Source organism: Winogradskyella damuponensis, assembly GCF_039538385.1.
GTDB lineage: Bacteria > Bacteroidota > Bacteroidia > Flavobacteriales > Flavobacteriaceae > Winogradskyella > Winogradskyella damuponensis.
In genome coordinates, this window is the sequence record NZ_BAABCB010000017.1 from 51,507 (window position 1) to 75,044 (window position 23,538).

Consider the following 23,538-nt stretch of genomic DNA (forward strand, 5'->3'; position numbering starts at 1 on the left):
CCTTACTGTTGTCTTACCCTTGCTTTACACTCTTACTAAAATAGGAAAGCCAATTTTAAACCTTTGTCCTGTTCTTGAAAACCAAGAATGACATTTGGCCAGATGTCCTCATTTATTTAAAACAAAATAAACGATGGACACAAATATCATCGAAAAGTTAGACCGCATTGAAAAACTCTTATTAGAGCAACAAACAATGCAAAAGCAAGTATTGAACTTCAATGAAACTTGCAAGTATTTAGAACTATCACAATCGCACTTGTATAAACTTACAAGTACGGGAGCCATTCCACATTATAAACCGAATGGAAAAAAAATCTATTTCCAACGTCAGGAGTTAGACCAATGGTTACTACGTAACCGTATGGATTCCCAAGATGAAATCGAACAGCAAGCTGCCGATTACCTAATCAAAAAAGGAAAGGTAAAGTTATGACTGAAATAATCGATTTACTCTTGGCACTCTCACAAGAGATTAAGGACATAAAAGCACGTATCGAATTAATAAGAGCAACGAGAGCAGAGTGCTTAAAAGATACGTGGATTGACAATCAGGACGTATTGCAAACGCTACATATTAGCCAACGCACACTACAAACATTCCGTTCAAATGGTACGCTTCCATATAGCAAGATACAAGGTAAATTTTATTACAAGGTATCTGATATAGAGGAACTATTACAGAGCAATTATTATAACCCAAATTTCAAATGCGATGGTAATAAGTAGAGAAAATATCTTGAAGAAAACGCATTACGGTTTAAATATCTATGCGTATGTATTAAGACAGTATTATTCTGAAACAACAGTCCTTTCCTTAAAAGGAAGGGACTGCGGGGTAACCCGTAACCCTTTTAACGGTGGTAAATCAACATTACAAATTAATGTTGTTGAAAATAAAGCAATACATTATGATACAGAACTAACCGATTTTAAAGGTGATGTTTTTGATTTTGCATCCTATCATTTTAAACTCGTAGATGATGAAGAATTATTACTTAAAATCAACACTGAATTACATCTAAATCTTGAAGTTAAAAAAGAAAATGAATTGTCTTGGTTAGATGATCCCGATGATACTTGGTATGCTTACAGCAGTTTTTATAAAGCACCAATTAGAAATGTATTTCCAAATCAAAAAGTAAGATTACATCAAATATTTGAGCGTATTACAAGCGATAAGTATAAAAGTATCACAGAACAATTCAGAGCGATTAAAGACCCAAAAGAAGCACGAAAATTTAAAGCAAATCATTTTGATTATGTAACATTTTCAGGTGTGTTTTCTAAACGAAATGATGATAGTTTAATTGAGCATTCATCATTACTGACAATCGATTTTGACCATTTAGAAAATCTTGAAGAACTAAAACAACAATTATTAAACGATGAATATTTCGAAACCGAATTGCTGTTTACATCACCTTCAGGAGAAGGCTTAAAATGGATAATTAGAATCGATTTATCCAAAGTGTCACACAATGAATATTTTATTGCGGTGGCCAATTATATAAAACATACATATAACATAGAGGTTGACCAATCAGGTAAAGACATTTCCAGAGCGTGTTTTTTATCCCACGATCCATTGGCATTCCTACATAAAAGACATCAAAAGTTATGACAAAAATATTTAACCCAAAAGATTGGTTAACTGTTCCAGAGCCAAAAGAAGTAACTAAAAAACCAATCAACAACAACTCTACGATGGTTGTTGTAAATGATATTGAAACATATATCAACGCATTAGGACAATCAGGTATCGATATTACAGATACTTATGATAAATGGCGTGATATTGGTTTTGCTATTTCAGAAGAATACGGAGAAGCTGGACGTGATTACTACCATAGAATAAGTAAAAATTATTCTGGCTACGACCATAAAGAATGCGACGAACAGTATAATAAATGCTTACAGGCAAAAGGACACGGTATAAGCATAGCAACATTATACCACCATTTACATCAAGTTGGTATTAAACCACAACAGCAACAACAAGTTGTTGAAGTGTTGCAACAGTCAGAAGAAGTAAAACAGCCACTGCCAACAATACCAACAACAGTTTACAGCAATATTCCGACATTTTTACAACAAGTAACACAGCCATCAAGCAGTAATGAAGAACGTGATATTTTATTGTTGGGTGCATTAACAGCGTTTAGTGCTTGTTTTCCAAAATTGTTTGGTGTGTACGACCAACGCAAGGTATTTAGTAACTTGTATTTATTTGTTACAGCACCAGCTTCAGCAGGAAAAGGAAGATTAAACCAAATTAAAAATTTGGTAAATCCTGTTCACAAACAACAACGTGAACAATCCAAAATCCTAAAACAACAACATCAAGTTGAAATGGCAACTTATAATATGAATAAGGGTAAAAGTGAAACAATGGAAAAACCAAATAAACCACCTGAAAGGATGTTGTTTATTCCTGCCAACAATAGCGTTACGGGTGTTTATCAATTAATATCTGACAATGAAGGTAGAGGGTTAATTTTTGAAACTGAAGGTGATACTTTAGCACAAGCCTTTAAAAGTGATTACGGTAATTATTCCGATGGTTTTCGTAAAGCATTCCACCACGAAACCATTAGTTATTATCGAAGAACAGATAGAGAATATGTAGATATTGAAAGACCTTGTTTGTCAACAGTATTGTCAGGTACACCAAAGCAAATTCAAGCATTGGTTCCAAATGCTGAAAATGGGTTGTTTAGTCGTTTTATGTTTTATTATATGAATATCAAACCAACTTGGAAAAACGTTTTTCAAACAGGCACAGCAAATGGTTTAGATGAATACTATGACCAATTAGGAAAAGATTTTTTTGAGCTATACAAAACCTTAAAAAACAATCCAGCTATTGAAGTAAGGCTAACAACAGAGCAACAACAAAAATTCAATGTGTTTTTTGAAAAGTTACAAACCAAATATCTCAACTTACAACCAGATGATTATATCGCAACAGTAAGGCGTTTAGGCTTAATTGCATTTAGAATTATAATGTTATTTTCTGTATTTCGAATTATGGAAGATGGTGATGTCAACCAAGTGAGGTATTGTGAAGATGTAGATTTTGAAAACACATTGGAAATGATTAGCGTGTTAGTAAAGCATAGTAGTAAGGTTTTTAACGATTTACCTATGGAACAAAAGCAAGTAAAACGAGCCAATCGAAAAGAACGTTTTTTAGATGCGTTACCTCATCAATTTTCAAGACAAGATTATCTAAATATAGCCGACAAAAACAAAATACCCCACAAAACAGCAGAAGGCTATATTACCAAATTTGTTGATGCAGGTTTAATACATCGAGAAGCACACAACAATTATACAAATCCTGCAAAAACATAATTCAGGATTTTGAGGATTTAAGGATAAAATTGATAGGACTTCCTTAAATCCTTAACTTCCTCATTCCCTTGTTAATAACTGTTAATATCTTTTTCTTACTTCTTTCTTTCCTTTTCTTAAATTAGACAAAATTTGACAAGTCTAAATAATTCTATTATGGAGTTTGGAGAGTATATACGTTCATTGCGTGAAAAGCACAATTTACTATTAAGAGAAATGGCTGCAAACCTAAATATGGATGTTGCCTATTTAAGCAAAATAGAACGTGGAAATCGTATAGCAAGACGCGAACAAGTAGTCGCTTTTGCTAAAACATTAAAAGAAGACGAGAATGAATTAATTAAGCTATGGATGTCGGAACAAATTGTACTAATGCTAAAAAATGAAAAAGAGCGTACGGAAATCCTCAAAATAGCTGAAGAAAAAATTAGTAAGATTGTTAAAAAGGGTAAGAATTTAAAGTGATTTATGTTTAAAGAGAATAAATATTATGGAGAGGTATGGTTCAAATCTGCAGAGGATGATAAATGCTTTTGTGTATTAGAGTTAATTAATGATGAAGTACACATAACGACCAATTTATCAGAAAGATTACCTGCCTATCAAATAGAGTTAATTTATGGAGTTTTTACAGGTTTAGGCTATTTAACTTTTGTAAACTGCAAGATTAAAAACAGTAGCAATGGAATAGTAGAGACTAAAACTTATAAACCTAAATATACTTTTGCTTGTGCATATCATTTAATTGAACCTGTAGGTTTGAGAATTAATGAATTTCAAATTGACAATTTAGCAATTGTGAGTTGGGTTAGAAAAATGCATTGGTATAATTCTTTAGAAGACAAACTTGAAAAAGAGGATGACGTAATTCATAATACGAATATTGCTAAAGACTTATCTATAAAAATTACAAAATCAACATCATATACTTCTAACCACGATTTTTTTAGAATGGACAATGTTGGATATGTTGATTTTAAATCAGAAAAAAGTTTGAGTATTCTTGAGAGTATAGATTTATATAATTCATTTCAAAAATTATTTCATTTTTTATACGGTAAGTCTGTACAATTTAAGGCTTTTAATTTCAAATGTTTAAGTTGTGGTAACTGGGCTTCGTTATATTATAAGGATGATTTCAACAAGGAAAACATATCTGGTTTTATCGCGCTTGACTATGATACTATTAAAGATGATTTATCTAATATAATTAAGCATTGGTATAACAATGAAGGTATAGGTTATTGTGCTGATATTATCATCGAAAATTTACTCTCGGTTAAAACAAGTCATAGTAGACGATTTACAAATTCTTATTCAGCTTTTGAGGCTTATAGTTTGAAATTTGGAAACAAGATGAAGAACTCATCTTTTGCCAAAGATTTATTAGAACAAAAGCAATTATTAGCCGATATAACTAATATACCTAAAGATGAGATTAAAATTTATGTATCAAAAATTGTACGTCATCGAGATTATTTAATACATCGTACTAAAACAAAAAACAATATTTTCACACAATTTGAATTATTGTATATATCGTTTCTCTTGGATTATATAGTTGGTATTGGTCTAATGAAACAAATGGATGCTTCCGAAAAAATTATTGAAAAGATTATAGGTAGAGCCAAATCTACATATCAAGATATGCAGTCTGTAAATAAATTATTAAATAAAGATTTATTAGAAAGTACTAATCAAAAAGCACCAAATATGTAAAACCCAAAACACCTCATTACTTATGCAAGAACACTTAAAAACCAACATACTTAACTTTAAATGGCCTAATAGTGCGCCTACCATTTATTTAACTTTAGAAGATATTGAAGGTAGTCATCCTATACATAAATCTAAATTTTCAAGGCAGATTAAAGAGGTGTTTCCAGATGCAGACTTATCTAACAAAGACCAAATATTTACAACATTTACAACGGAAATACCAGATGCACCAAGCATTAAGTTAAATTTAGTAGATGGTAGAGAATTAAGAATATATAAGCAATTCCTTAAACACCAATTAAGAAGCTATTTTAAAGCAAAAGACTATGTAGTTGTAAAAAACTTTGTAGGTGATGTACAGGTTTGGATGCCTTCTCTTAAAGGCAATACAGAGCATTATAATTTATATTATAAGTTTTCATTTAAAATACAATTTGCAAAATTAACCGACTTACCAGAACTTATTGTATCGTACGATGGCACATCAAAAGTCCTTACAACGTCTGTTAAGGATATTGAGGATTCAGAGTTAATAAAACGTTGCGTATATGGACAAACTATCTTCAATTATCAAATGAACCTCGATACAGAGGAAAAAGAAGATTATTTCAATGCTATTGAGTTTGATAAAGCATTCCCAATTTTTAGTTTACCATTAGCCAGAGCATTAGAGATACCTATTGAAGAACCAATTAGACCAGCTAATAAATACCAAAAGTATGTAGCACTTATTAATAATTTTGCAACCAATTATTTGTTTGCAGAAGATTTTAAAGCCATTTTCCCGTTTAAAAACGATGCATTTATTGATGTGCCTCTCAACCGTATTAATCACATTGACCCACAAGTAGGATTATTAGAGTTTGGTAAAGACCAATATGGTAACAAGAAAACCCATTTAGTGCCTAAATTGGCAATGAATAACCTTAACCCATACAAACGACCAAACAACCAAAATATTAAGTTTTTCTTTGTGTACCATACCTCGCATAAAGAAGCAATTAAAACATTTTACAACAACCTTAAAACTGGTGTTACGGCAGATAAAAAATATTTTAAAGGGATTGAGGCTTATGTAAACATTAAGGCTTCAACTTCTAAAGAGCATTTTATAGAGTTTACCAACGAAAGCGACCCAATTCCAGAAATTACAGAAAAGTTAGAAAACCTTTCATTCGACCACGATACTGTACGTTATGCAGCGTTTTATTTAAGTCCTTTCGATAAGTTTACACCAAATCCTGAAGACCGAGAAATATATATTCAAATCAAAGAACTCTTTCTAAATGAAGGCATTGTTACACAGGTTGTAGATTATGAAAAAATGGTGGTCAATATCGAGAATCAATACAACTTCCAATTCTCATTACAAAATATGGCATTGGCAATTCACGCCAAATTAGGTGGCGCACCTTGGAAACTTGCAGTAACCGATAAAAAAGAATTAGTAATAGGTGTTGGTGCATTTACCAATCAAGGCGAAAACAGACGTTATATAGCAAGTGCCTTTAGTTTTCAAAACAATGGCTTGTTTAGAAAGTTCGAGTATTTTGACCAAAGCGAAACAGACCTGTTAGCAGGTAGTATATGTAAAGCCATAAGAGATTTTACATCTGTTGCAGAAGCTGATAAAGTAGTCATTCACTTCTATAAAGAAATGAGCTACGAGGAACTAAAACCTATTATAAGAGGGATGCATACATTAGGGTTAAAAATTCCTCTCTACATTCTAAATATCAATAAAACAGAAGCAGAAGATATTATTGCTTACGACCTCAATTGGAATAAAAAGTTAATGCCAGTAAGTGGTACATACATACGTATAAGCGAAAACCAATTTTTGCTGTTTAACAATGCACGTTACCCTAATTCTCAAAGGTATGCAGATACAGATGGCTATCCATTTCCAATAAAAATTAAAATAAGCAGTCCAGATGAAGATGCTTTTGAAGATGCAGACGTCGTGTTAGAATTATTAACACAAGTATATCAGTTTAGCAGATTGTATTGGAAATCACTACGACAACAGAATGTCCCAATCACTATAAAATATCCAGAAATGGTAGCACAAATAGCGCCACGATTTAATAATGGTGTTCCAGATGATGCCAAAGATGCTTTATGGTTTTTATAAAAGAATGATATGTCAAGATTAAGAAGAAAAGAAACACTTGCATCTATAATGGGTTTTGGTTTTATCCATTTTGAGTTCCATTTAATTGAAGATTATATGAATCATATGGAAACTCATTTTGAAAGAGAATTAAAAAATATAGAGGTTGAGTATGATAATTTTCAAAAATCCAAAGAGGTTGATAAATCAGAATATTCAGAGGAATATTTAGACCACATACAGGATTCCTTTATTGACAATGTTTTTATGTTTAATGATGTTTACATCAAAAATTATAGAAACGCTCAAATCATACAACTGTATTCTTTTTTTGAAGATGTTTTAAAACGTGGTTGTGATAGGTTCGCATCGTATAAACAAACAGACTACAGAGTAGATGACTTAAAGGGTAATAATGATATTGATAAGGTAAAGAAGTTCTTAAAGCAGTCAGCTAAAGTTGATTTTTCGATACTCAATCCTGAATGGAGTTTTATCGATAATTTTAGACAAGTACGTAATTTAGTTGTTCATCATAAGGGTATAATTAAAAACAACGATACCGTCAATAATAGTGATAAAAAGTTCAATAACATTAAGAGTTTTAGCAAAGGTAAGTTTACTTTAAAACAGTATGTCTCTTCACAAAATAGATTTGAAATAGTACTTGATAATCCAAAATTCTTTAAAGAGATAGTAAATAACATTGAAAGTCTATTAGATAAAATAGGCAGTAAAGAAATGCCTTTAAACGAAGTAAAATAGAGTATGTCAAACCCAATAAAACAACATTATATTCCACGTTCATATTTAAAGAACTTTGGAATTGAAGGTAGAAAAAGAAATTATTTTGTTGATGTTTATAAAACTGATGATGATATTCTTTTAGAACAGATTAGTACTAAAGATATTTGTTTTGAGAAAAACATATATACTATTCCAGCAGAATCTGATGAGATTAAATATGCATTAGAAAAACATTACGCTGAAAATGTAGATAGTGAATTTCAAAAGGTCTATTCTCTGCTTATTGATGAAAAAACTTTAACGGTAACCCAAGAACAAAAAATACAGATACTCTACGTTTGTCTCTCGCTATATTTTAGAACACCAAGAATTTTAAATCTTCAACGGAGTATGAATAATCAAATTTTTGATAGAGCAGCTCATACAGCAGATGAAGAAGGATTGATAAAAATGAACTTATATGGTGAAAAAATAAAGTTTCACATTGATGATATTGAAGCTGTAAAAAAAGAACATAACGAACGTTCAAGAACGGTTTTTTTAGTAAACCATTTAGAACAATGGGGGAATTTTGTAAAATATAAATATGACTGTACTATTAATGTTATTAAAATTAATGATGCGAATGCACCTCTCATAACTTGCGATAATCCTGTATCCATCAGGCATTTTGAAACAAATCGTTTTCAAGGGTTATATGACCCAAGAGCAGTAATAACTTTACCATTAGACCGCTCACATTATTTAGAAATTCATCCCAATGACTATGCAGATGGCCAAACAAGAATTAATCGTCTTACACAAGATAGAGACTATGTATTCACTACAAATGGAGTAACCCAACAGAATGCAGAAAAACTATTAATTGGTTATAAAGGAGATATTGATAAACATTTCGATATTCAAAGTCATTATGAAAAACCAGAAAATGGTGAGGAATTTGTCAAAAAAGCTAAATACAGAGCGGAACAAGCTCTAATTCTATTTGAGATTTTAAAGAAAAAAGGATTTGTTTCCAATGAATTTATTGGTAAGCTAAAAGAGTTATTAGAACACCCTTATTGTAAGGATGACATACAAATGCTGAAGTATAAAAAAGTACTTTCTAAAATGGGTAAGTGGTAGTATAATACTTTTGCAACATCATTTGCAACACCATTGCATTAAATAATTTATATATTTGTCTAAATTATATGAAAATATTTTTTTCCATATCAATGTCTATTTTATTCTTTTTTCAAGGGATAAGCATAGATATGGACTTTTGTGGTCCAATTAAAGAAATTTCAAGTGTTATTACCCATTATCAAGAACATAAAGTCTATGGCGACTCTTTCCTTGAATATGTAGTTGAAGATTACATTGACAATGATACAAAAAATGAAGGGCATCATCATAACCCAGATAAGGAGAATACACCTTTCCATTCCCATAATCAATGTTGTCACCCTTTGGTATTAATTATTGCGAACAACAATTTGGCTTTAACCAATCGACTAAAATTTGAAGAGAAAAAACAGTATAATTTACATAAAGTAAACTTCACTTCCAGATATTTGGAATCACTTTTCCAGCCACCAAGGGCATAATTCAGTTTTTTTAAAGGATAACTATATCCAATTTTGAGCCTAAATGGTTCTTTTTATTTCGTACAATTCTATTTCTTATATCAGAATTGTATCGAATAGTTTAACTGAATTAATACATTTTCTATGATTAATAAAATCATTGATTTTTCAATCAATAACAAATTCATTATTGGTTTGCTAACGCTTACCATTGTTGGAGCAGGTATTTGGAGTATGACCCAAGTACCAATCGATGCTGTTCCAGATATTACCAATAATCAAGTACAAGTCATTACACAAGCACCCAATTTAGGTACAGAGGACATTGAGCAATTTGTAACCTATCCTGTGGAAGTCGCAATGAGTAACTTACCTGAAGTAAAGGAAATCCGTTCCATTTCTCGTTTTGGCTTGTCTGTGGTTACTATAGTTTTTGACGATGATATGGGAACGTATCTACCGCGTCAATTAGTAGCTGAAAAACTAAACGAAGTCAAAGAACAAATTCCGAGTGGTTTTGGCGAACCAACTATGGGTCCTATTTCTTCTGGTTTAGGAGAAATCTATCAATACACACTTAAAGTAAAACCAGAATATAAAGACAAATATTCGGTTACTGATTTGCGTACAATGCAAGATTGGATTGTACAGCGTCAAATGGCTATGGTAGAAGGTGTTATTGAAGTAAACGCAATAGGTGGAAAAATTAAACAGTACGAAGTTGCTGTAGACCCAAACGAACTAAAAGCTATTGGTTTAACAATTACCGATGTTTTTGAAGCTCTTGAAGCCAACAATCAAAATACAGGTGGTGCATACATTGAAAAGAACCATCAAGCCAATTTTATTCGTGGCGAAGGCTTGGTGCGTAGTTTAGAGGATATTAAAAAGATTACGGTTAAAAACACAAACAATATTCCAATTACCGTAGGCGACATTGCAACGGTACAATTTGGTGCTGCTATTCGTTATGGCGCTTTAACCCAAGATGGCGAAGGCGAAGTAGTTGGTGGTTTGGTTATGATGCTTAAAGGCGCTAATTCAAACGATGTTATTGAGAATGTAAAAGTGCGAATGGCTCAAATTGAAGAATCATTGCCTGAAGGCGTGATTATTGAACCTTTATTAGACCGTAGTAAATTAATAGCAGAAACGACATCAACGGTAGCTGGAAACCTTATGGAAGGCGCATTAATAGTCATTTTTGTACTTATCTTTTTATTAGGAAACTGGAGAGGTGGTTTAATAGTAGCTTCAACAATTCCATTATCACTATTATTCGCATTTATACTAATGAATGTTTTTGATGTTTGGGCTAATTTAATGAGTCTGGGAGCAATAGATTTCGGAATTATTGTCGATGGTGCTGTAATTATTGTAGAAAGTACAGTTTTTCTTATTGCATCACAAGTATTAAAGAAAAGGAAATTGACATCCAAAGAACGCGATGGCGTTGCAGCAGATGCTTCAAAAAAAATGATGAATGCTGCCTTTTTCGGCCAGCTGATTATCCTAATTGTATTTCTACCAATATTAGCATTAGAAGGCATTGAAGGAAAAATGTTCAAACCAATGGCATTGACTTTCATTTTTGCAATGATTGGTGCAATGGTACTTTGTTTGACGTATGTACCAATGATGTCTGCCTTGATTTTAAGAGCACCAAAAAATGACAAACAATCGTATGGCGATAAATTTGTGCATTGGGTAGAACGTAAATACCAACCGCTATTAGAAAAAGCCTTAAAGAAAGGAAAATTAATAATTGGTGTTTCTGTTGTATTATTTGGTATTGCAGTTTTTATGTTTACAAGAATGGGTGGCGAATTTATTCCACAATTAGATGAAGGTGATATTGCATTTCACGCCATCTTAAAACCCGGTAGCTCACTTACAGAAACGATTGAAACAACTACAAAAATTGAACAAATTGTAAAAGCAAAGTTTCCAGAAGTTGAAAAAATAGTCAGTCGAATTGGTGTTGCAGAAATTCCAACAGATCCAATGCCAATGGATATTGCTGATGTTTTTGTAATACTGAAACCAAAAAGCGAATGGACTACTGTAGAGACAAAAGATGAACTCATTGAAAAAATGAAAGAAGCTGTTGAAATAATTCCTGGTGTTAACTATGAATTTACACAACCCATTGAAATGCGTTTTAATGAATTACTTGAAGGTGTTAGAGAAGATATTGCTATTAAACTTTATGGAGAAGATATAAATCTACTGTCTCAAAAAGCAGAAGAAATATCTAAAATCATTGCTGGTACAGAAGGTATTGGCGATATGAAAGCGGAAGCTACAACGGGTTTACCACAAATGACAATTACGTATAACAGAAGTAAATTGGCACAATACGGACTTCAAATAAATACATTAAATCAAATTGTGCAATCAGCTTTTGCAGGAGGAATAGCAGGAACTATTTTTGAAGGCGAAAAGCGATTTGATTTGGTGGTTAGGTTAAGTTCTCATAATCGTAAAGACATAACAGATGTGCAAAATTTGTATATCAACTTGCCTTCTGGTGCGCAAATTCCATTACGTGAAATTGCGGATGTTAGCTACAAAGCTGGTCCAATGCAAATCAGTAGAGACAATACCAACAGAAGAACTTATGTAGGTGTCAATGTTAGAGGTCGTGATGTAAAATCATTGGTAGAAGAAATTAAAACTAAATTAGATGCACAATTAGAACTGCCTTCTGGTTATTTCATTCGTTATGGTGGTGCTTTTGAAAATTTAGAACGTGCCAGTAACCGTTTACAAACTGTTGTTCCTATTGCCTTGTTACTCATTTTTGTACTGATTTATTTTGCATTAAAATCCTTACCACAAACCTTGATGATTTATATAGCAATCCCAATGGCAACCATTGGAGGTGTTGTAGCGTTATGGTTGCGTGATATGCCTTTTAGTATTTCGGCAGGTGTTGGTTTTATTGTGTTGTTTGGTGTTGCAGTATTAAACGGATTAGTAATGATTAGTGGTTTGAATGAGTTAAAAGAAGAAGGAGTTACCAATCTAAAAGATAGAATTATAGAAGGTACAAAGCGAAGAATCAGACCTATAATGTTAACTGCTTTTACAGATGTTTTAGGCTTTCTACCTATGGCAATTTCAGCATCGGCTGGTGCAGAAGTTCAGCGACCTTTAGCAACCGTTGTAATTGGTGGTTTGTTAACCTCTACACTATTAACATTATTCGTTTTACCTATATTATATCATTGGGTAGAAAACAAATCATTCAATTTTAGGGCTAACAAAAAGGTAATTACAGTTACTGCTATGGTGGCTTTTATGTTTTTGTTGCCAATAACAGGAAATGCGCAAAAAATAAATGATTCGTTACCAATTATTTCGATGCAAGAAGCTGTAAAATTGGCTAAAGAAAACTATCCAAGTTTAAAACAACAACAACTCGAAATTGATAAGCAACAACAATTAAAAGGAACTGCTTTCGATTTTGGTACTACCCAAATTTTTACGGGAGGTGAAGAAATCAATAACGGAAATGGTATTTACACCACTATTGGAGTTGGTCAATCAAATATTGATGTATTTGGTATAGCACCAAAGAGAAAATTACTGGAGCAACGCATTCAGTTAGCTCAAAAAGCGTTTCAGCTTTCAGAATTAGATTTAGAACTGGAAGTAAAGAAAGCGTGGGCAAATGCTTTACAGAGTAAAAGGAATTATAATTTATACAAAGAGTTAGATTCCATTTATACCAACTTTGAAAAAGCAGTTGCTTTAAATTATGAAGTAGAAGCCATTTCTAAACTGGAATATGCAGCAGCCAAAAATCAAGCCTTACAGATTCAGAATAAATTTTTGCAATCAAAAAGCGAATATGTTATTGCTTTACAACAATTAAACTTGTGGTTGATTTCAGATGATTTTTATACGGTTTCAGATGAAATTGATATAGCGAGCGAAATAAATGTAGAATCCTTTAGTATAGAAGCACACCCTTTATATACTGTTTCTCAACTTCAACTCGCAGAGGCAGAAGCAAACTTTAAAGCTGCCAAAGCTGAAAATTTACCAAAGTTAAACCTTCAAGGTGGTTTGCAAAAAGTAAACGGAAATTCAGGGTTTTATACCTATCAAGCTGGTATTTCCATACCGTTTTTATCTGGTACAACAAAAGCACAAGTTAGAACTGCAAAAATTGATAGGCAAATTGCCGAATCAAATATGCAGTTCAAGCAAAAGGAAGTGCAATCTAAATTTAATCAAGCCAAAGAAAATCACCAAAAATGGAAAACATCTTGGCTGTTCTATAAGGATGAAGTATTACCACTTATTAAAGAACAAAAAACTGGTGCTTTGTTTGCTTATAAAGAAGGAGAGATTGATTACACAGCGTTTACACAACTTATAAAAGAAGCTATTCAATCAGAACTGGAAGCTCAAACAGCGTTAGCAAACTATTTAGAAAGTACATTTCAATTACAATATTTTAATCAATAAGACAATGAAAAACACACAATATATAATTTTAGCACTACTAACAGTTTCATTTTTAGTTGTTGCTTGCGGAAATAAAGAAAGCCATAAGGAAGGTGATGGTCATTCCCATAACGAGGAACAAAAGATTGAAGAAAACGATGACCATAGCGAAGGCGAAGAAGTGATGCTTTCACAACAACAGTTTGAAGCTTTAAAAATGAAGATAGACACCATTGCATTGCGTAATATGAGTGGTTATGTAGAAGCAAATGGCACATTGGAAGTACCACCACAAAGTGAAGCAGCAATAACTTCTGTAGTTGGTGCAAATGTGTTATCCATAAAAGTGATTGAAGGAGACAAAGTGAATAAAGGTCAAATTGTGGCATATCTTTCACATCCAAATATTATTCAAATGCAAACCGATTATTTGAATGCTTTTAGCAATAGTAATTTTTTAAAGAAGAACTTTGAGCGTCAACAAAAATTATATGATGCGGGAGTTGGCTCTGGTGCAAATTTTCAAAAGGCCGAAGCCGAATATGATGCCTCTAAAGCTATGGTAAATGGATTGGAAGCGCAGTTGAAACTATTAAACATAAATACGTCATCAGTACGAAATGGAACAATTGCTCAAAGTATATCATTACGCAGTCCTATTGAAGGCTATGTGCAAAAGGTAGAAGTAAAAACAGGACAGTATGTTGAACCACAAACTGAACTCTTTGAAATTGTAAATACACATCACGTTCACGCTGATTTAATGGTCTTTGAAAAAGATGTGTATAAAGTTAAGAAAGGTCAAAAAGTAAGCTTTAATATACAAACAATGCAAGATGAAGAATTAACAGCAGAAATCTATTCCGTAAGCAAAACATTTGAAGATGACCCTAAAGCAGTACACGTACACGCTGAAATTGAAAACAAGAAAGGTAACTTAATTCCTGGAATGTATATCCAAGGTAAAATTCAAGTAGAGAACACCAAAACAAAAGCACTTCCTGAAAGTGCGATAGTAAAAGAAGGTGATAGATTTTTCGTGTTTTCGGCAGAAAAAGAAAATGACGATTGGAGTTTTAAACCTATTGAAGTGCTTTTAGGAGCAAAAGATGGCAATTGGGTAGCTGTTCAATTTACTGAAGAACAAGATAAAATCACAAAATTCGCTTATAACAATGCGTATTATTTAATAGCCGAAATGAAAAAAGGAGAAGCAGAACACGAACATTAGATTATGCAAACCATAGAACAATTATTAGAGTTAAAAAATATTCGCGTTACGGCAATGCGTTTATTGATTTATAAGTTTCTTGTAAATAAACAAGTAGCAGTAACATTAAGTGATATAGAAAATGCTTTTGAAAAAGCAGATAGAACTACATTGTACAGAACTATTAAAACATTCGAGGAAAAAGATATTGTGCATCAAATAGATGATGGTACAGGTATTACTAAATATGCTTTATGTGAACAAGGTTGTAGTTGTGATATAAATAAAGATTTACACTTACATTTCCATTGTAACAATTGTAATGAAACCATTTGCTTAACAGACCATAAAATACCAAAAATTAAAGTGCCTGATGGCTTTGTTTCAGAAAATGTAAACTTGGTTGTAAAAGGTATATGTGATAAGTGTAGTGGATAACAAATGCACTTCCATTGCACTAACGATTGTACTACTTTTATTCAAAATTAATGGATATGAAGTTTAATGCTAAAATACCTAAACCTCTTAAACAGGCTTATAACGAAGAATTAAAACGATATAGTTTCTGTTTAGAAAATAAGCAGTATAGTAATGCTTGGTATCATTTAGAACGCAGTCATATCATAGGGCAATCTTACCCAATAGAACATACCTATTCACATTGGTTAATGCTAAAGTTTGGATTTATGCAAAAAGATGCTAAAGAAGTACTCGGTCAAATTATTAGGTTACTTGTTGGTGGTTGGAAATCATTTATTGACCACGTGCCACTTGGTAACACAGGCAGTGCAAACGTACCACCATTAAAATCTATGCCTATACCTAATGATATTAAAAATTTATTCAATTCAAAATGAAGAAAAAGAAAGTCAATTTAAGGGATTTAAAACCAAATTCAGAAGAACAACATTCTCACGATGATGGTCATAATCACGCTAATGGAAGTGCATTTAAAACTTATGTGCCAGCAATTATAAGTTTTACGATGCTTATGATGGGTATAGGTTTAGATTATTTTGATGTTTCTTTTTTTAAGAATTGGACTCGCATTATATGGTATGGTATTGCTTATTTACCAGTTGGACTTCCTGTTGTAAAAGAAGGCTGGGAAAGTATTAAAAAAGGCGATGTATTTACAGAGTTCTTTTTAATGTCTATAGCCACTATTGGAGCCTTTATTATTGGCGAATATCCTGAAGGTGTTGCAGTAATGTTGTTTTATGCAGTTGGGGAATTATTCCAAAATGCAGCAGTTAACAGAGCAAAAGGAAATATAAAAGCCTTACTTGATGTAAGACCAAATGAAGCTCTGGTATATCGCAACAATAATTATGTGTCTGTAAGTCCAGAAACGGTTGAAATTGGTGAAAAAGTGCAAGTACGTGTAGGAGAAAAAATCCCTTTAGATGGTATTCTACTTTCCGACAAAGGTTCATTCAACACAGCAGCATTAACAGGTGAAAGTAAACCAGATACGATTGCAAAAGGCGAAAAAGTATTTGCTGGAAGTATTAATATGGATGGCGTTATTGAAATTGAAACCACCAAAGAATTTAAAGATAGTTCCATTGCTCGAATTTTGGATATGGTACAGAACGCAACAGCTCGAAAATCTAAAACAGAATTATTCATCAGACAATTCGCTCGTATTTACACACCAATAGTTGTGTTTTTAGCAATAGGTGTTACGTTTCTACCATACTTTTTTGTAGATGATTATGTTTTTAGAGATTGGTTATACAGAGCCTTAATTTTCTTGGTGATTTCTTGTCCTTGTGCTTTGGTAATATCAATTCCATTAGGTTATTTCGGAGGATTGGGAGCAGCTTCAAAAAACGGAATTTTATTTAAAGGCGCTTCCTTTTTAGATGCAATGACCAAGATAAACACGTTGGTGATGGATAAAACTGGAACGGTTACTAAAGGTGTTTTCAAAATAAAAGAAATCAAAGCAATTGGTTGGGATGAAAAAGAGTTTATGAAGTACCTGATGGCGATGGAAGAACAATCCACACATCCTATTGCAAAAGCTATTTTAGAATATAAAGATGAAGGCGCAGATTATGAGGCTTCCGAAGTTACAGAAATAGCAGGAAAAGGTTTAAAAGGTATAGTAAATGGTAAGACTGTTTTAGTTGGTAATAAAGCCCTAATGTCAGCCAATAATATTAAAGTTTTAGAGGAAACAGAAACTATTGTAGAATCTATAGTATTAGAATCTATAGACAATGAATTTGCAGGTTATGTTGTCATTGCAGATGAATTAAAAGAAGATGCAAAAGAAACAATTACCAATTTACATAAAGTAGGTATTAATAATATAATGATGCTTTCTGGAGATAAGGATTCCATTACCCAACAAGTAGCAAGAGAATTAAATATTGAAAAGGCTAAAGGTGGTTTGTTACCAGAAGATAAATTAAATGAAGTTGAGCTTTTAAAACAAAATCCTGAAAATAAAATTGCTTTTATAGGTGATGGTATTAATGACGCACCAGTTTTAGCAGCAAGTGATGTAGGAATAGCAATGGGTGGTTTAGGTAGTGATGTCGCTATTGAAACAGCAGATGTTATCATTCAAACAGACCAACCTTCAAAAGTGGTAAAAGCGATTAAAATTAGTCGTTCCACTCGTAAAATTGTATGGCAAAACATCATTTTAGCATTTGGAGTAAAAGTAATTGTTCTGATTTTAGGAGCAGGTGGTTTAGCAACAATGTGGGAAGCAGTTTTTGCCGATGTTGGTGTGGCTTTATTAGCAATATTAAATGCAGTTAGACTACAACGAATGCGATGGAGTTAACCATTAAACTTCTGTTAAACAAAATGAACATTTGTTAAAATTTCGTAACTTCGCAAACAGTATGAAACAAGTATTCCATAAAATAATGTCTTTAGCAATGGCTTTTGTAGTGTTATGCTCTACAATGTCATTTACGCTTAATATGCATTTTTGTGGAGATGCTTTAGTAGAAACAGCTGTTTTTAATAAGGCTAAGGGTTGTGGTATGGAAATGCAAAAGCCATCTACAGAAGGATGTGCTATTACCAAGAAAAACTGTTGTAATGATGAACAATTGGTAGTTGATGGTCAAGACGAACTACAATTACAAGTTGACAAAATTTCTTTTGAACAACAAGTTTTCATTGCCTCATTGGTTTATACCTATATTAACCTTTTTGAAGGTTTAGATAACAATGTATCTTCTTTTGAAGAATATGAACCACCACTCGTCGTCAGGCAAATCTTCAAGATTGACGAGACTTATTTAATTTGATTTTTAAACAATAGACTGTTTTATCCTATGACTTTATAATGTCATAAGGATAATTTGCTGTATTCGGTGTTTTCTTAACGCCAATGTCTAACTGTTTAATAATCAAATCATATGCTTAATAAAGCAATCAAATTTCTTATAGAGAATAAACTCGTTGCAGTTCTGCTACTTGCTCTTTTTGTTGGATGGGGAACTGTAAACGCACCTTTCAATTGGGATACTGGATTTTTACCAAGTAATCCTGTGGCTGTTGATGCCATCCCAGATATCGGAGAAAATCAACAAATTGTATTTACAAAGTGGGATGGTCGTTCGCCACAAGATATAGAAGACCAAATCACTTATCCATTAACCACATCCTTATTAGGTATTCCAGGAGTAAAAACCATTCGTAGTTCGTCTATGTTTGGGTTTTCAAGTATCTATATCATTTTTGAAGAAGATGTAGAATTCTATTGGAGTCGTAGTCGTATTCTAGAAAAACTCAATTCATTACCAAGTGGTTTATTACCTGAAGGTGTTAATCCTGCTTTGGGTCCAGATGCAACAGGATTAGGACAAATATTTTGGTACACACTTGAAGGACGTGATGAAAACGGAAAAGTTACTGGTGGTTGGGATTTACAAGAGTTACGCAGTATTCAAGATTACTATGTAAAATATGCACTATCCTCTGCAAGCGGTGTTTCGGAAGTCGCTTCAATTGGTGGTTATGTTCAAGAATATCAAGTGGATGTCAACCCAGAATTAATGCGTCAATATAATATAGGATTGCATCACGTTGTAAAAGCAGTTAAGGAAAGTAATAAAGACATTGGTGCACAAACTATTGAAATTAATAATGCAGAATATTTAGTACGTGGTTTAGGTTATGTGAAATCTATTGAAGACATAGAAAATGCAGTCGTTACTTCCGAAAATTATACAGCAATACGAATCAAAGATATTGGAAAAGTCTCTTTAGGTCCAGCAACACGACGTGGGTTATTAGATAAAGAAGGTGCAGAAGTTGTAGGTGCTGTTGTTGTAGCTCGTTACGGAGCAAACCCAATGGAAGTTATTAATAATGTAAAAGAAAAAATTAATGAATTAAGTGCAGGATTACCTTCAAAAGTATTAGCAGATGGTAGAACATCACAAGTAACCATAGTGCCATTTTATGATAGAACAGAATTGATTAAAGAAACGTTAGGTACACTTAATGAAGCCTTAACATTAGAGATACTAATTACCATTTTGGTCATTATCATTATGGTATTTAATCTTCGGGCATCGGTACTTATATCTGGACTACTACCAGTTGCGGTTTTAATGGTTTTTATAGCAATGAAGTTCTTTGGTGTAGATGCAAACATCGTCGCATTATCTGGTATTGCAATTGCTATTGGTACAATGGTCGATGTTGGTGTCATACTTTCAGAAAACATTATAAGGCACTTGGATGAAGATGATGGAACAAAACCCATTAATACGGTAGTTTATAACGCCACAGCAGAAGTATCTGGTGCAATCGTTACCGCAGTAATGACAACCATAATCAGTTTCATTCCAGTCTTTACAATGATTGGCGCTGAAGGTAAACTATTTAGACCGTTAGCATTCACAAAAACCTTTGCATTAACAGCTTCCATAATTGTAGCCTTGTTTTTAATACCACCATTCGCTGCATTTTTATTCAGAAAGAAAAGTATTAAAAACACTTTTAAATATGTTTTAAATGGTGTTTTAATAGCTTTAGGAGTCGTAGCAATAGTCTTTGGGTATTGGTTAGGATTGATTTTGATAGCTTTTGGAATTACAGCACTTCTCAATCTTCAAAGTAAGATAACAGACAAACAAACTAATCTTATCAATATCATTATTTCAGCATCTGCGATAGTATTCCTGTTAGCCGAATATTGGCGACCATTAGGCGTTGATAAAAGTATCTTTTGGAATCTCATTTTTGTAAGTATTATATGCTTTGGTTTATTAGGTGTTTTTTCGCTATTCATCAAATACTATACGCGTATTTTAAAGTGGTGTTTAGATAATAAATTATTGTTTTTGTCTATTCCTACTGCGATTGTTATTGCAGGGTTTTTCATAATGAAGAATACAGGAAAAGAGTTTATGCCATCATTAAATGAAGGCTCATTTCTACTAATGCCAACATCTATGCCTCATTCTGGCGTAGAAGAAAACAAACGAGTTTTACAGCAATTAGATATGGCAGTAGCCAGTATTCCAGAAATTGAAACAGTTGTAGGTAAAGCAGGTAGAACAGAATCAGCGTTAGACCCAGCACCTCTATCTATGTATGAGAACATCATTCAGTATAAGCCAGAGTATATGCTGAATGAAAGCAGAGTGCGCCAACGTTACAAAGTAAATGAGGATGGTTTGTTTGAATTAAAAGATGGTCGATTAATTCATAACGAAAATATAGATGTCAGTTCGAGCGCAGTCGAGAACAAAGTGATAATCAAATCAACTTTATTAAATGTCCAAAGGTCTCAATTGATTGAAGATAAGGATGGCGAATATTATCGTAATTGGCGACCAGAAATTGAATCACCTGATGATATTTGGGATGAAATTGTAAGAGTTACCAAATTACCAGGTGTTACGTCAGCACCAAAGCTACAACCGATTGAAACCCGATTGGTAATGCTTCAAACAGGAATGCGAGCACCTATGGGAATAAAAGTAAAAGGTCAAGACTTAAAGCAAATTGAAGCGTTTGGTGTGCAATTAGAAAACATCATCAAGGAAGCTGAAGGCGTTAAAAAGGAAGCTGTTTTTGCAGACCGTATCGTCGGTAAACCCTATTTGTTAATTGATATTGATAGAGAGAAAATTGCACGTTATGGAATTTCTATACAAGATGTTCAGGATGTATTAAAAGTCGCAGTTGGTGGTATGGTATTAACACAAACGGTTGAAGGTCGTGAGCGCTATGGTGTTCGTGTGCGATACCCAAGAGAATTAAGAGCAAATCCAACAGACTTACAACAGATTTATGTGCCAGTTGAAAAAGGCAGTCCTGTTCCATTAAGCGAATTGGCAACCATTCGCTACGAACAAGGTCCACAAGTCATTAAAAGTGAAGACACCTTTTTAGTAGGTTATGTCTTGTTTGATAAATTAGATGGTTTTGCAGAAGTAAGCGTTGTTGAAAATGCACAAGCATTAATCCAAGAAAAGATAGATTCAGGCGAATTAATAGTTCCAAAAGGAATCAACTATGCATTCACAGGAACGTATGAAAATCAATTACGAGCAGAAAAAACACTATCTGTTGTTGTACCGTTAGCATTGGCAATTATCTTTTTAATACTGTATTTCCAATTCCGTTCTGTGGCAACCTCATTAATGGTATTTACAGGTATAGCAGTAGCGTTTGCAGGTGGATTTATAATGATATGGCTCTATGGTCAAGATTGGTTTTTAAACTTCAGTTTCTTTGGCGAAAATCTGCGTGATTTATTCCAGATGCACCCAATTAATTTAAGTGTGGCTGTTTGGGTAGGCTTTATTGCACTATTTGGTATTGCAACAGATGATGGTGTGGTTATGGCAACATATTTAACGCAAACTTTTGATAGAAATACACCAGATAACAAAAAGGAAATTAGAGCATCTATTGTAGAAGCAGGTGAAAAACGTATTAGACCGTGTTTAATGACTACAGCAACAACCATTTTAGCACTCTTGCCTGTACTCACATCTACAGGACGAGGAAGCGATATTATGATTCCTATGGCCATACCAAGTTTTGGAGGTATGCTTATAGCCTTAATAACCTTATTTGTTGTACCAGTTTTATATAGCTGGAAATCCGAAGTTCAACTTAAAAGAGCAACAAAATGAAATACATAAAAATCAATATAAAAACGGTCTTTGTGCTTTGTGCTTTATGCTTCGTGCTTTCTGCGCAAAGTCAAGAGTTAGAAACGCTTATTGATGTTGCACTAAATAACAATCCAGAAATTCAAAAATTTGAATTGCAATACAAAAGAGCTTCTGAAAAAGTAAATGAAGTCAATACCATTCCTAATACCGAATTTGGTGTAGGTTACTTTGTGAGTGAACCAGAAACACGAACAGGTGCGCAACGATTTAAAGTATCGGCTAAACAAATGTTACCGTGGTTTGGCACAATTACATCAAGAGAAAATTATGTCAGTTCATTAGCTGATGCAAAATATGAAGACATTGTTATTGCAAAGCGAAAATTGATGGCTTCTGTATCACAATCCTATTATAATTTATACGCCAACAAAGCGAAACAAAAGGTGCTAACAGAAAACATTAAACTATTGGAAACCTATGAGACATTAGCACTAACTTCTGTTGAGGTTGGTAAAGCATCTGCTGTAGATGTGTTGCGATTGCAAATGCGTCAAAACGAAATGCAACAACTAAAAGATGTTTTAAGTCAACAGTTTTTAGCAGAACAAACAAATCTTAATAATCTTTTGAATAGGGAAAATGATATTGCTGTTACTGTGGTAGATAGTTTAATGATGCCTTCAGAAGACTTTGAAATCACTACTAAAAATTTAGCATTACATCCTGAATTATTGAAGTATGATAAACTTTATCAATCTATAGAACAATCAGAATTACTAAACCAAAAAGAAAGCAGTCCTATGATTGGTTTTGGCTTGGATTATATCAATGTTTCCGAAAGACCAGATATGAATTTCTCGGATAACGGTAAAGATATTGTGATGCCAATGGTTTCGGTGTCAATCCCAATTTTTAATAAAAAATATAAATCTCAAACCAAGCAAAATGAGTTAGAACAGCAAGAAATAACAGCTCAAAAACAGGAACGTTTAAACACTTTGGAAACGCTTTTAAGCAAGGCGATTAATGAACGTATTTCTGCAAGAATAAGTTATGCAACGCAAACCAAGAACTTAAAACAAGCCAAAGATGCTGAAGAAATTTTAATCAAAAGCTACGAAACAGGAACGATTGATTTTAATGATGTTTTAGATATTCAAGAACTACAATTAAAGTTTCAAATGAACCAAATAGAGTCTATTAAGGGCTACTATGTGCAAAGCACAATTATTAATTATTTAATACAATAGTAAT

Annotated in this window: 18 protein-coding genes; all 18 read left to right on the top strand. The window is 32.9% G+C overall.

Annotated elements, in window-relative coordinates:
• Positions 1-133: 133 nt before the first annotated feature.
• The 18 genes from ABD730_RS08520 (at position 134) to ABD730_RS08605 (ending at position 23,534) form a co-directional block, all read left to right on the top strand.
• A complete protein-coding gene (locus ABD730_RS08520) occupies positions 134-436 on the top strand; it encodes a helix-turn-helix domain-containing protein (RefSeq protein ID WP_092468844.1) in 303 nt (100 codons plus the stop codon).
• Positions 433-729 carry a helix-turn-helix domain-containing protein gene (locus ABD730_RS08525; RefSeq protein ID WP_092468846.1) on the top strand — a complete coding sequence of 99 codons (297 nt, stop codon included), beginning with the start codon at positions 433-435 and terminating at the stop codon, positions 727-729. The genes ABD730_RS08520 and ABD730_RS08525 overlap by 4 nt, the downstream gene beginning before the upstream one ends.
• The gene (locus ABD730_RS08530; protein ID WP_092468848.1) at positions 716-1,624 is read left to right on the top strand and encodes a BT4734/BF3469 family protein; all 909 of its coding nucleotides are present in this window, start codon (positions 716-718) and stop codon (positions 1,622-1,624) included. The genes ABD730_RS08525 and ABD730_RS08530 overlap by 14 nt, the downstream gene beginning before the upstream one ends.
• The gene (locus ABD730_RS08535) at positions 1,621-3,357 is read left to right on the top strand and encodes a DUF3987 domain-containing protein (RefSeq protein ID WP_092468850.1); all 1,737 of its coding nucleotides are present in this window, start codon (positions 1,621-1,623) and stop codon (positions 3,355-3,357) included. The genes ABD730_RS08530 and ABD730_RS08535 overlap by 4 nt, the downstream gene beginning before the upstream one ends.
• Before the next feature lie 132 nt (positions 3,358-3,489).
• Positions 3,490-3,822 (top strand): helix-turn-helix domain-containing protein, encoded by a 333-nt coding sequence (locus ABD730_RS08540; protein WP_139181074.1) that lies wholly within the window; start codon positions 3,490-3,492, stop codon positions 3,820-3,822.
• A 3-nt stretch (positions 3,823-3,825) separates the two neighbouring features.
• Positions 3,826-5,076, top strand: a complete 1,251-nt coding sequence (locus tag ABD730_RS08545) for an ApeA N-terminal domain 1-containing protein (RefSeq protein WP_054724083.1) — start codon at positions 3,826-3,828, stop codon at positions 5,074-5,076.
• A gap of 22 nt (positions 5,077-5,098) precedes the next feature.
• Positions 5,099-7,210 (top strand): Piwi domain-containing protein, encoded by a 2,112-nt coding sequence (locus tag ABD730_RS08550; RefSeq protein ID WP_054724085.1) that lies wholly within the window; start codon positions 5,099-5,101, stop codon positions 7,208-7,210.
• 9 nt (positions 7,211-7,219) lie between these two features.
• Complete coding sequence (locus ABD730_RS08555) at positions 7,220-7,954, top strand: hypothetical protein (protein ID WP_054724086.1); 735 nt, start codon at positions 7,220-7,222, stop codon at positions 7,952-7,954.
• 3 nt (positions 7,955-7,957) lie between these two features.
• A complete protein-coding gene (locus tag ABD730_RS08560) occupies positions 7,958-9,061 on the top strand; it encodes a DUF4238 domain-containing protein (RefSeq protein ID WP_054724087.1) in 1,104 nt (367 codons plus the stop codon).
• A 68-nt stretch (positions 9,062-9,129) separates the two neighbouring features.
• Complete coding sequence (locus ABD730_RS08565; RefSeq protein ID WP_236778447.1) at positions 9,130-9,525, top strand: hypothetical protein; 396 nt, start codon at positions 9,130-9,132, stop codon at positions 9,523-9,525.
• Positions 9,526-9,648: 123 nt separating this feature from the next.
• Positions 9,649-13,983 (top strand): CusA/CzcA family heavy metal efflux RND transporter, encoded by a 4,335-nt coding sequence (locus ABD730_RS08570; RefSeq protein WP_054724089.1) that lies wholly within the window; start codon positions 9,649-9,651, stop codon positions 13,981-13,983.
• Positions 13,984-13,987: 4 nt separating this feature from the next.
• Positions 13,988-15,193 (top strand): efflux RND transporter periplasmic adaptor subunit, encoded by a 1,206-nt coding sequence (locus ABD730_RS08575; protein ID WP_054724090.1) that lies wholly within the window; start codon positions 13,988-13,990, stop codon positions 15,191-15,193.
• Between the two features lie 3 nt (positions 15,194-15,196).
• Positions 15,197-15,610: a Fur family transcriptional regulator gene (locus ABD730_RS08580; RefSeq protein ID WP_054724091.1), complete on the top strand. Its 414-nt coding sequence runs from the start codon at positions 15,197-15,199 to the stop codon at positions 15,608-15,610.
• Between the two features lie 56 nt (positions 15,611-15,666).
• Entirely contained in the window at positions 15,667-16,029 is a 363-nt protein-coding gene (locus ABD730_RS08585; RefSeq protein WP_054731062.1) for a DUF3703 domain-containing protein, read from the top strand.
• Positions 16,026-17,975 carry a heavy metal translocating P-type ATPase gene (locus ABD730_RS08590; protein WP_054724092.1) on the top strand — a complete coding sequence of 650 codons (1,950 nt, stop codon included), beginning with the start codon at positions 16,026-16,028 and terminating at the stop codon, positions 17,973-17,975. The genes ABD730_RS08585 and ABD730_RS08590 overlap by 4 nt, the downstream gene beginning before the upstream one ends.
• 61 nt (positions 17,976-18,036) lie before the next feature.
• Entirely contained in the window at positions 18,037-18,450 is a 414-nt protein-coding gene (locus ABD730_RS08595; RefSeq protein ID WP_054724093.1) for an HYC_CC_PP family protein, read from the top strand.
• A 111-nt stretch (positions 18,451-18,561) separates the two neighbouring features.
• Positions 18,562-22,302, top strand: coding sequence for an efflux RND transporter permease subunit (locus ABD730_RS08600; RefSeq protein ID WP_092468854.1), 3,741 nt, complete (start codon positions 18,562-18,564; stop codon positions 22,300-22,302).
• Complete coding sequence (locus ABD730_RS08605) at positions 22,299-23,534, top strand: TolC family protein (RefSeq protein WP_092468856.1); 1,236 nt, start codon at positions 22,299-22,301, stop codon at positions 23,532-23,534. Before ABD730_RS08600 ends, ABD730_RS08605 begins: the two co-directional genes overlap by 4 nt.
• The last annotated feature ends 4 nt before the right edge of the window (positions 23,535-23,538 follow it).

Coding starts and splice junctions, on each gene's coding strand:
- ABD730_RS08595 (WP_054724093.1), top strand. CDS start 18,037: ATGAAACAAGTATTCCATAAAATAATGTCTTTAGCAATGGCTTTTGTA.
- ABD730_RS08550 (WP_054724085.1), top strand. CDS start 5,099: ATGCAAGAACACTTAAAAACCAACATACTTAACTTTAAATGGCCTAAT.
- ABD730_RS08530 (WP_092468848.1), top strand. CDS start 716: ATGGTAATAAGTAGAGAAAATATCTTGAAGAAAACGCATTACGGTTTA.
- ABD730_RS08580 (WP_054724091.1), top strand. CDS start 15,197: ATGCAAACCATAGAACAATTATTAGAGTTAAAAAATATTCGCGTTACG.
- ABD730_RS08525 (WP_092468846.1), top strand. CDS start 433: ATGACTGAAATAATCGATTTACTCTTGGCACTCTCACAAGAGATTAAG.
- ABD730_RS08520 (WP_092468844.1), top strand. CDS start 134: ATGGACACAAATATCATCGAAAAGTTAGACCGCATTGAAAAACTCTTA.
- ABD730_RS08600 (WP_092468854.1), top strand. CDS start 18,562: ATGCTTAATAAAGCAATCAAATTTCTTATAGAGAATAAACTCGTTGCA.
- ABD730_RS08535 (WP_092468850.1), top strand. CDS start 1,621: ATGACAAAAATATTTAACCCAAAAGATTGGTTAACTGTTCCAGAGCCA.
- ABD730_RS08545 (WP_054724083.1), top strand. CDS start 3,826: ATGTTTAAAGAGAATAAATATTATGGAGAGGTATGGTTCAAATCTGCA.
- ABD730_RS08575 (WP_054724090.1), top strand. CDS start 13,988: ATGAAAAACACACAATATATAATTTTAGCACTACTAACAGTTTCATTT.
- ABD730_RS08570 (WP_054724089.1), top strand. CDS start 9,649: ATGATTAATAAAATCATTGATTTTTCAATCAATAACAAATTCATTATT.
- ABD730_RS08555 (WP_054724086.1), top strand. CDS start 7,220: ATGTCAAGATTAAGAAGAAAAGAAACACTTGCATCTATAATGGGTTTT.
- ABD730_RS08590 (WP_054724092.1), top strand. CDS start 16,026: ATGAAGAAAAAGAAAGTCAATTTAAGGGATTTAAAACCAAATTCAGAA.
- ABD730_RS08560 (WP_054724087.1), top strand. CDS start 7,958: ATGTCAAACCCAATAAAACAACATTATATTCCACGTTCATATTTAAAG.
- ABD730_RS08565 (WP_236778447.1), top strand. CDS start 9,130: ATGAAAATATTTTTTTCCATATCAATGTCTATTTTATTCTTTTTTCAA.
- ABD730_RS08585 (WP_054731062.1), top strand. CDS start 15,667: ATGAAGTTTAATGCTAAAATACCTAAACCTCTTAAACAGGCTTATAAC.
- ABD730_RS08605 (WP_092468856.1), top strand. CDS start 22,299: ATGAAATACATAAAAATCAATATAAAAACGGTCTTTGTGCTTTGTGCT.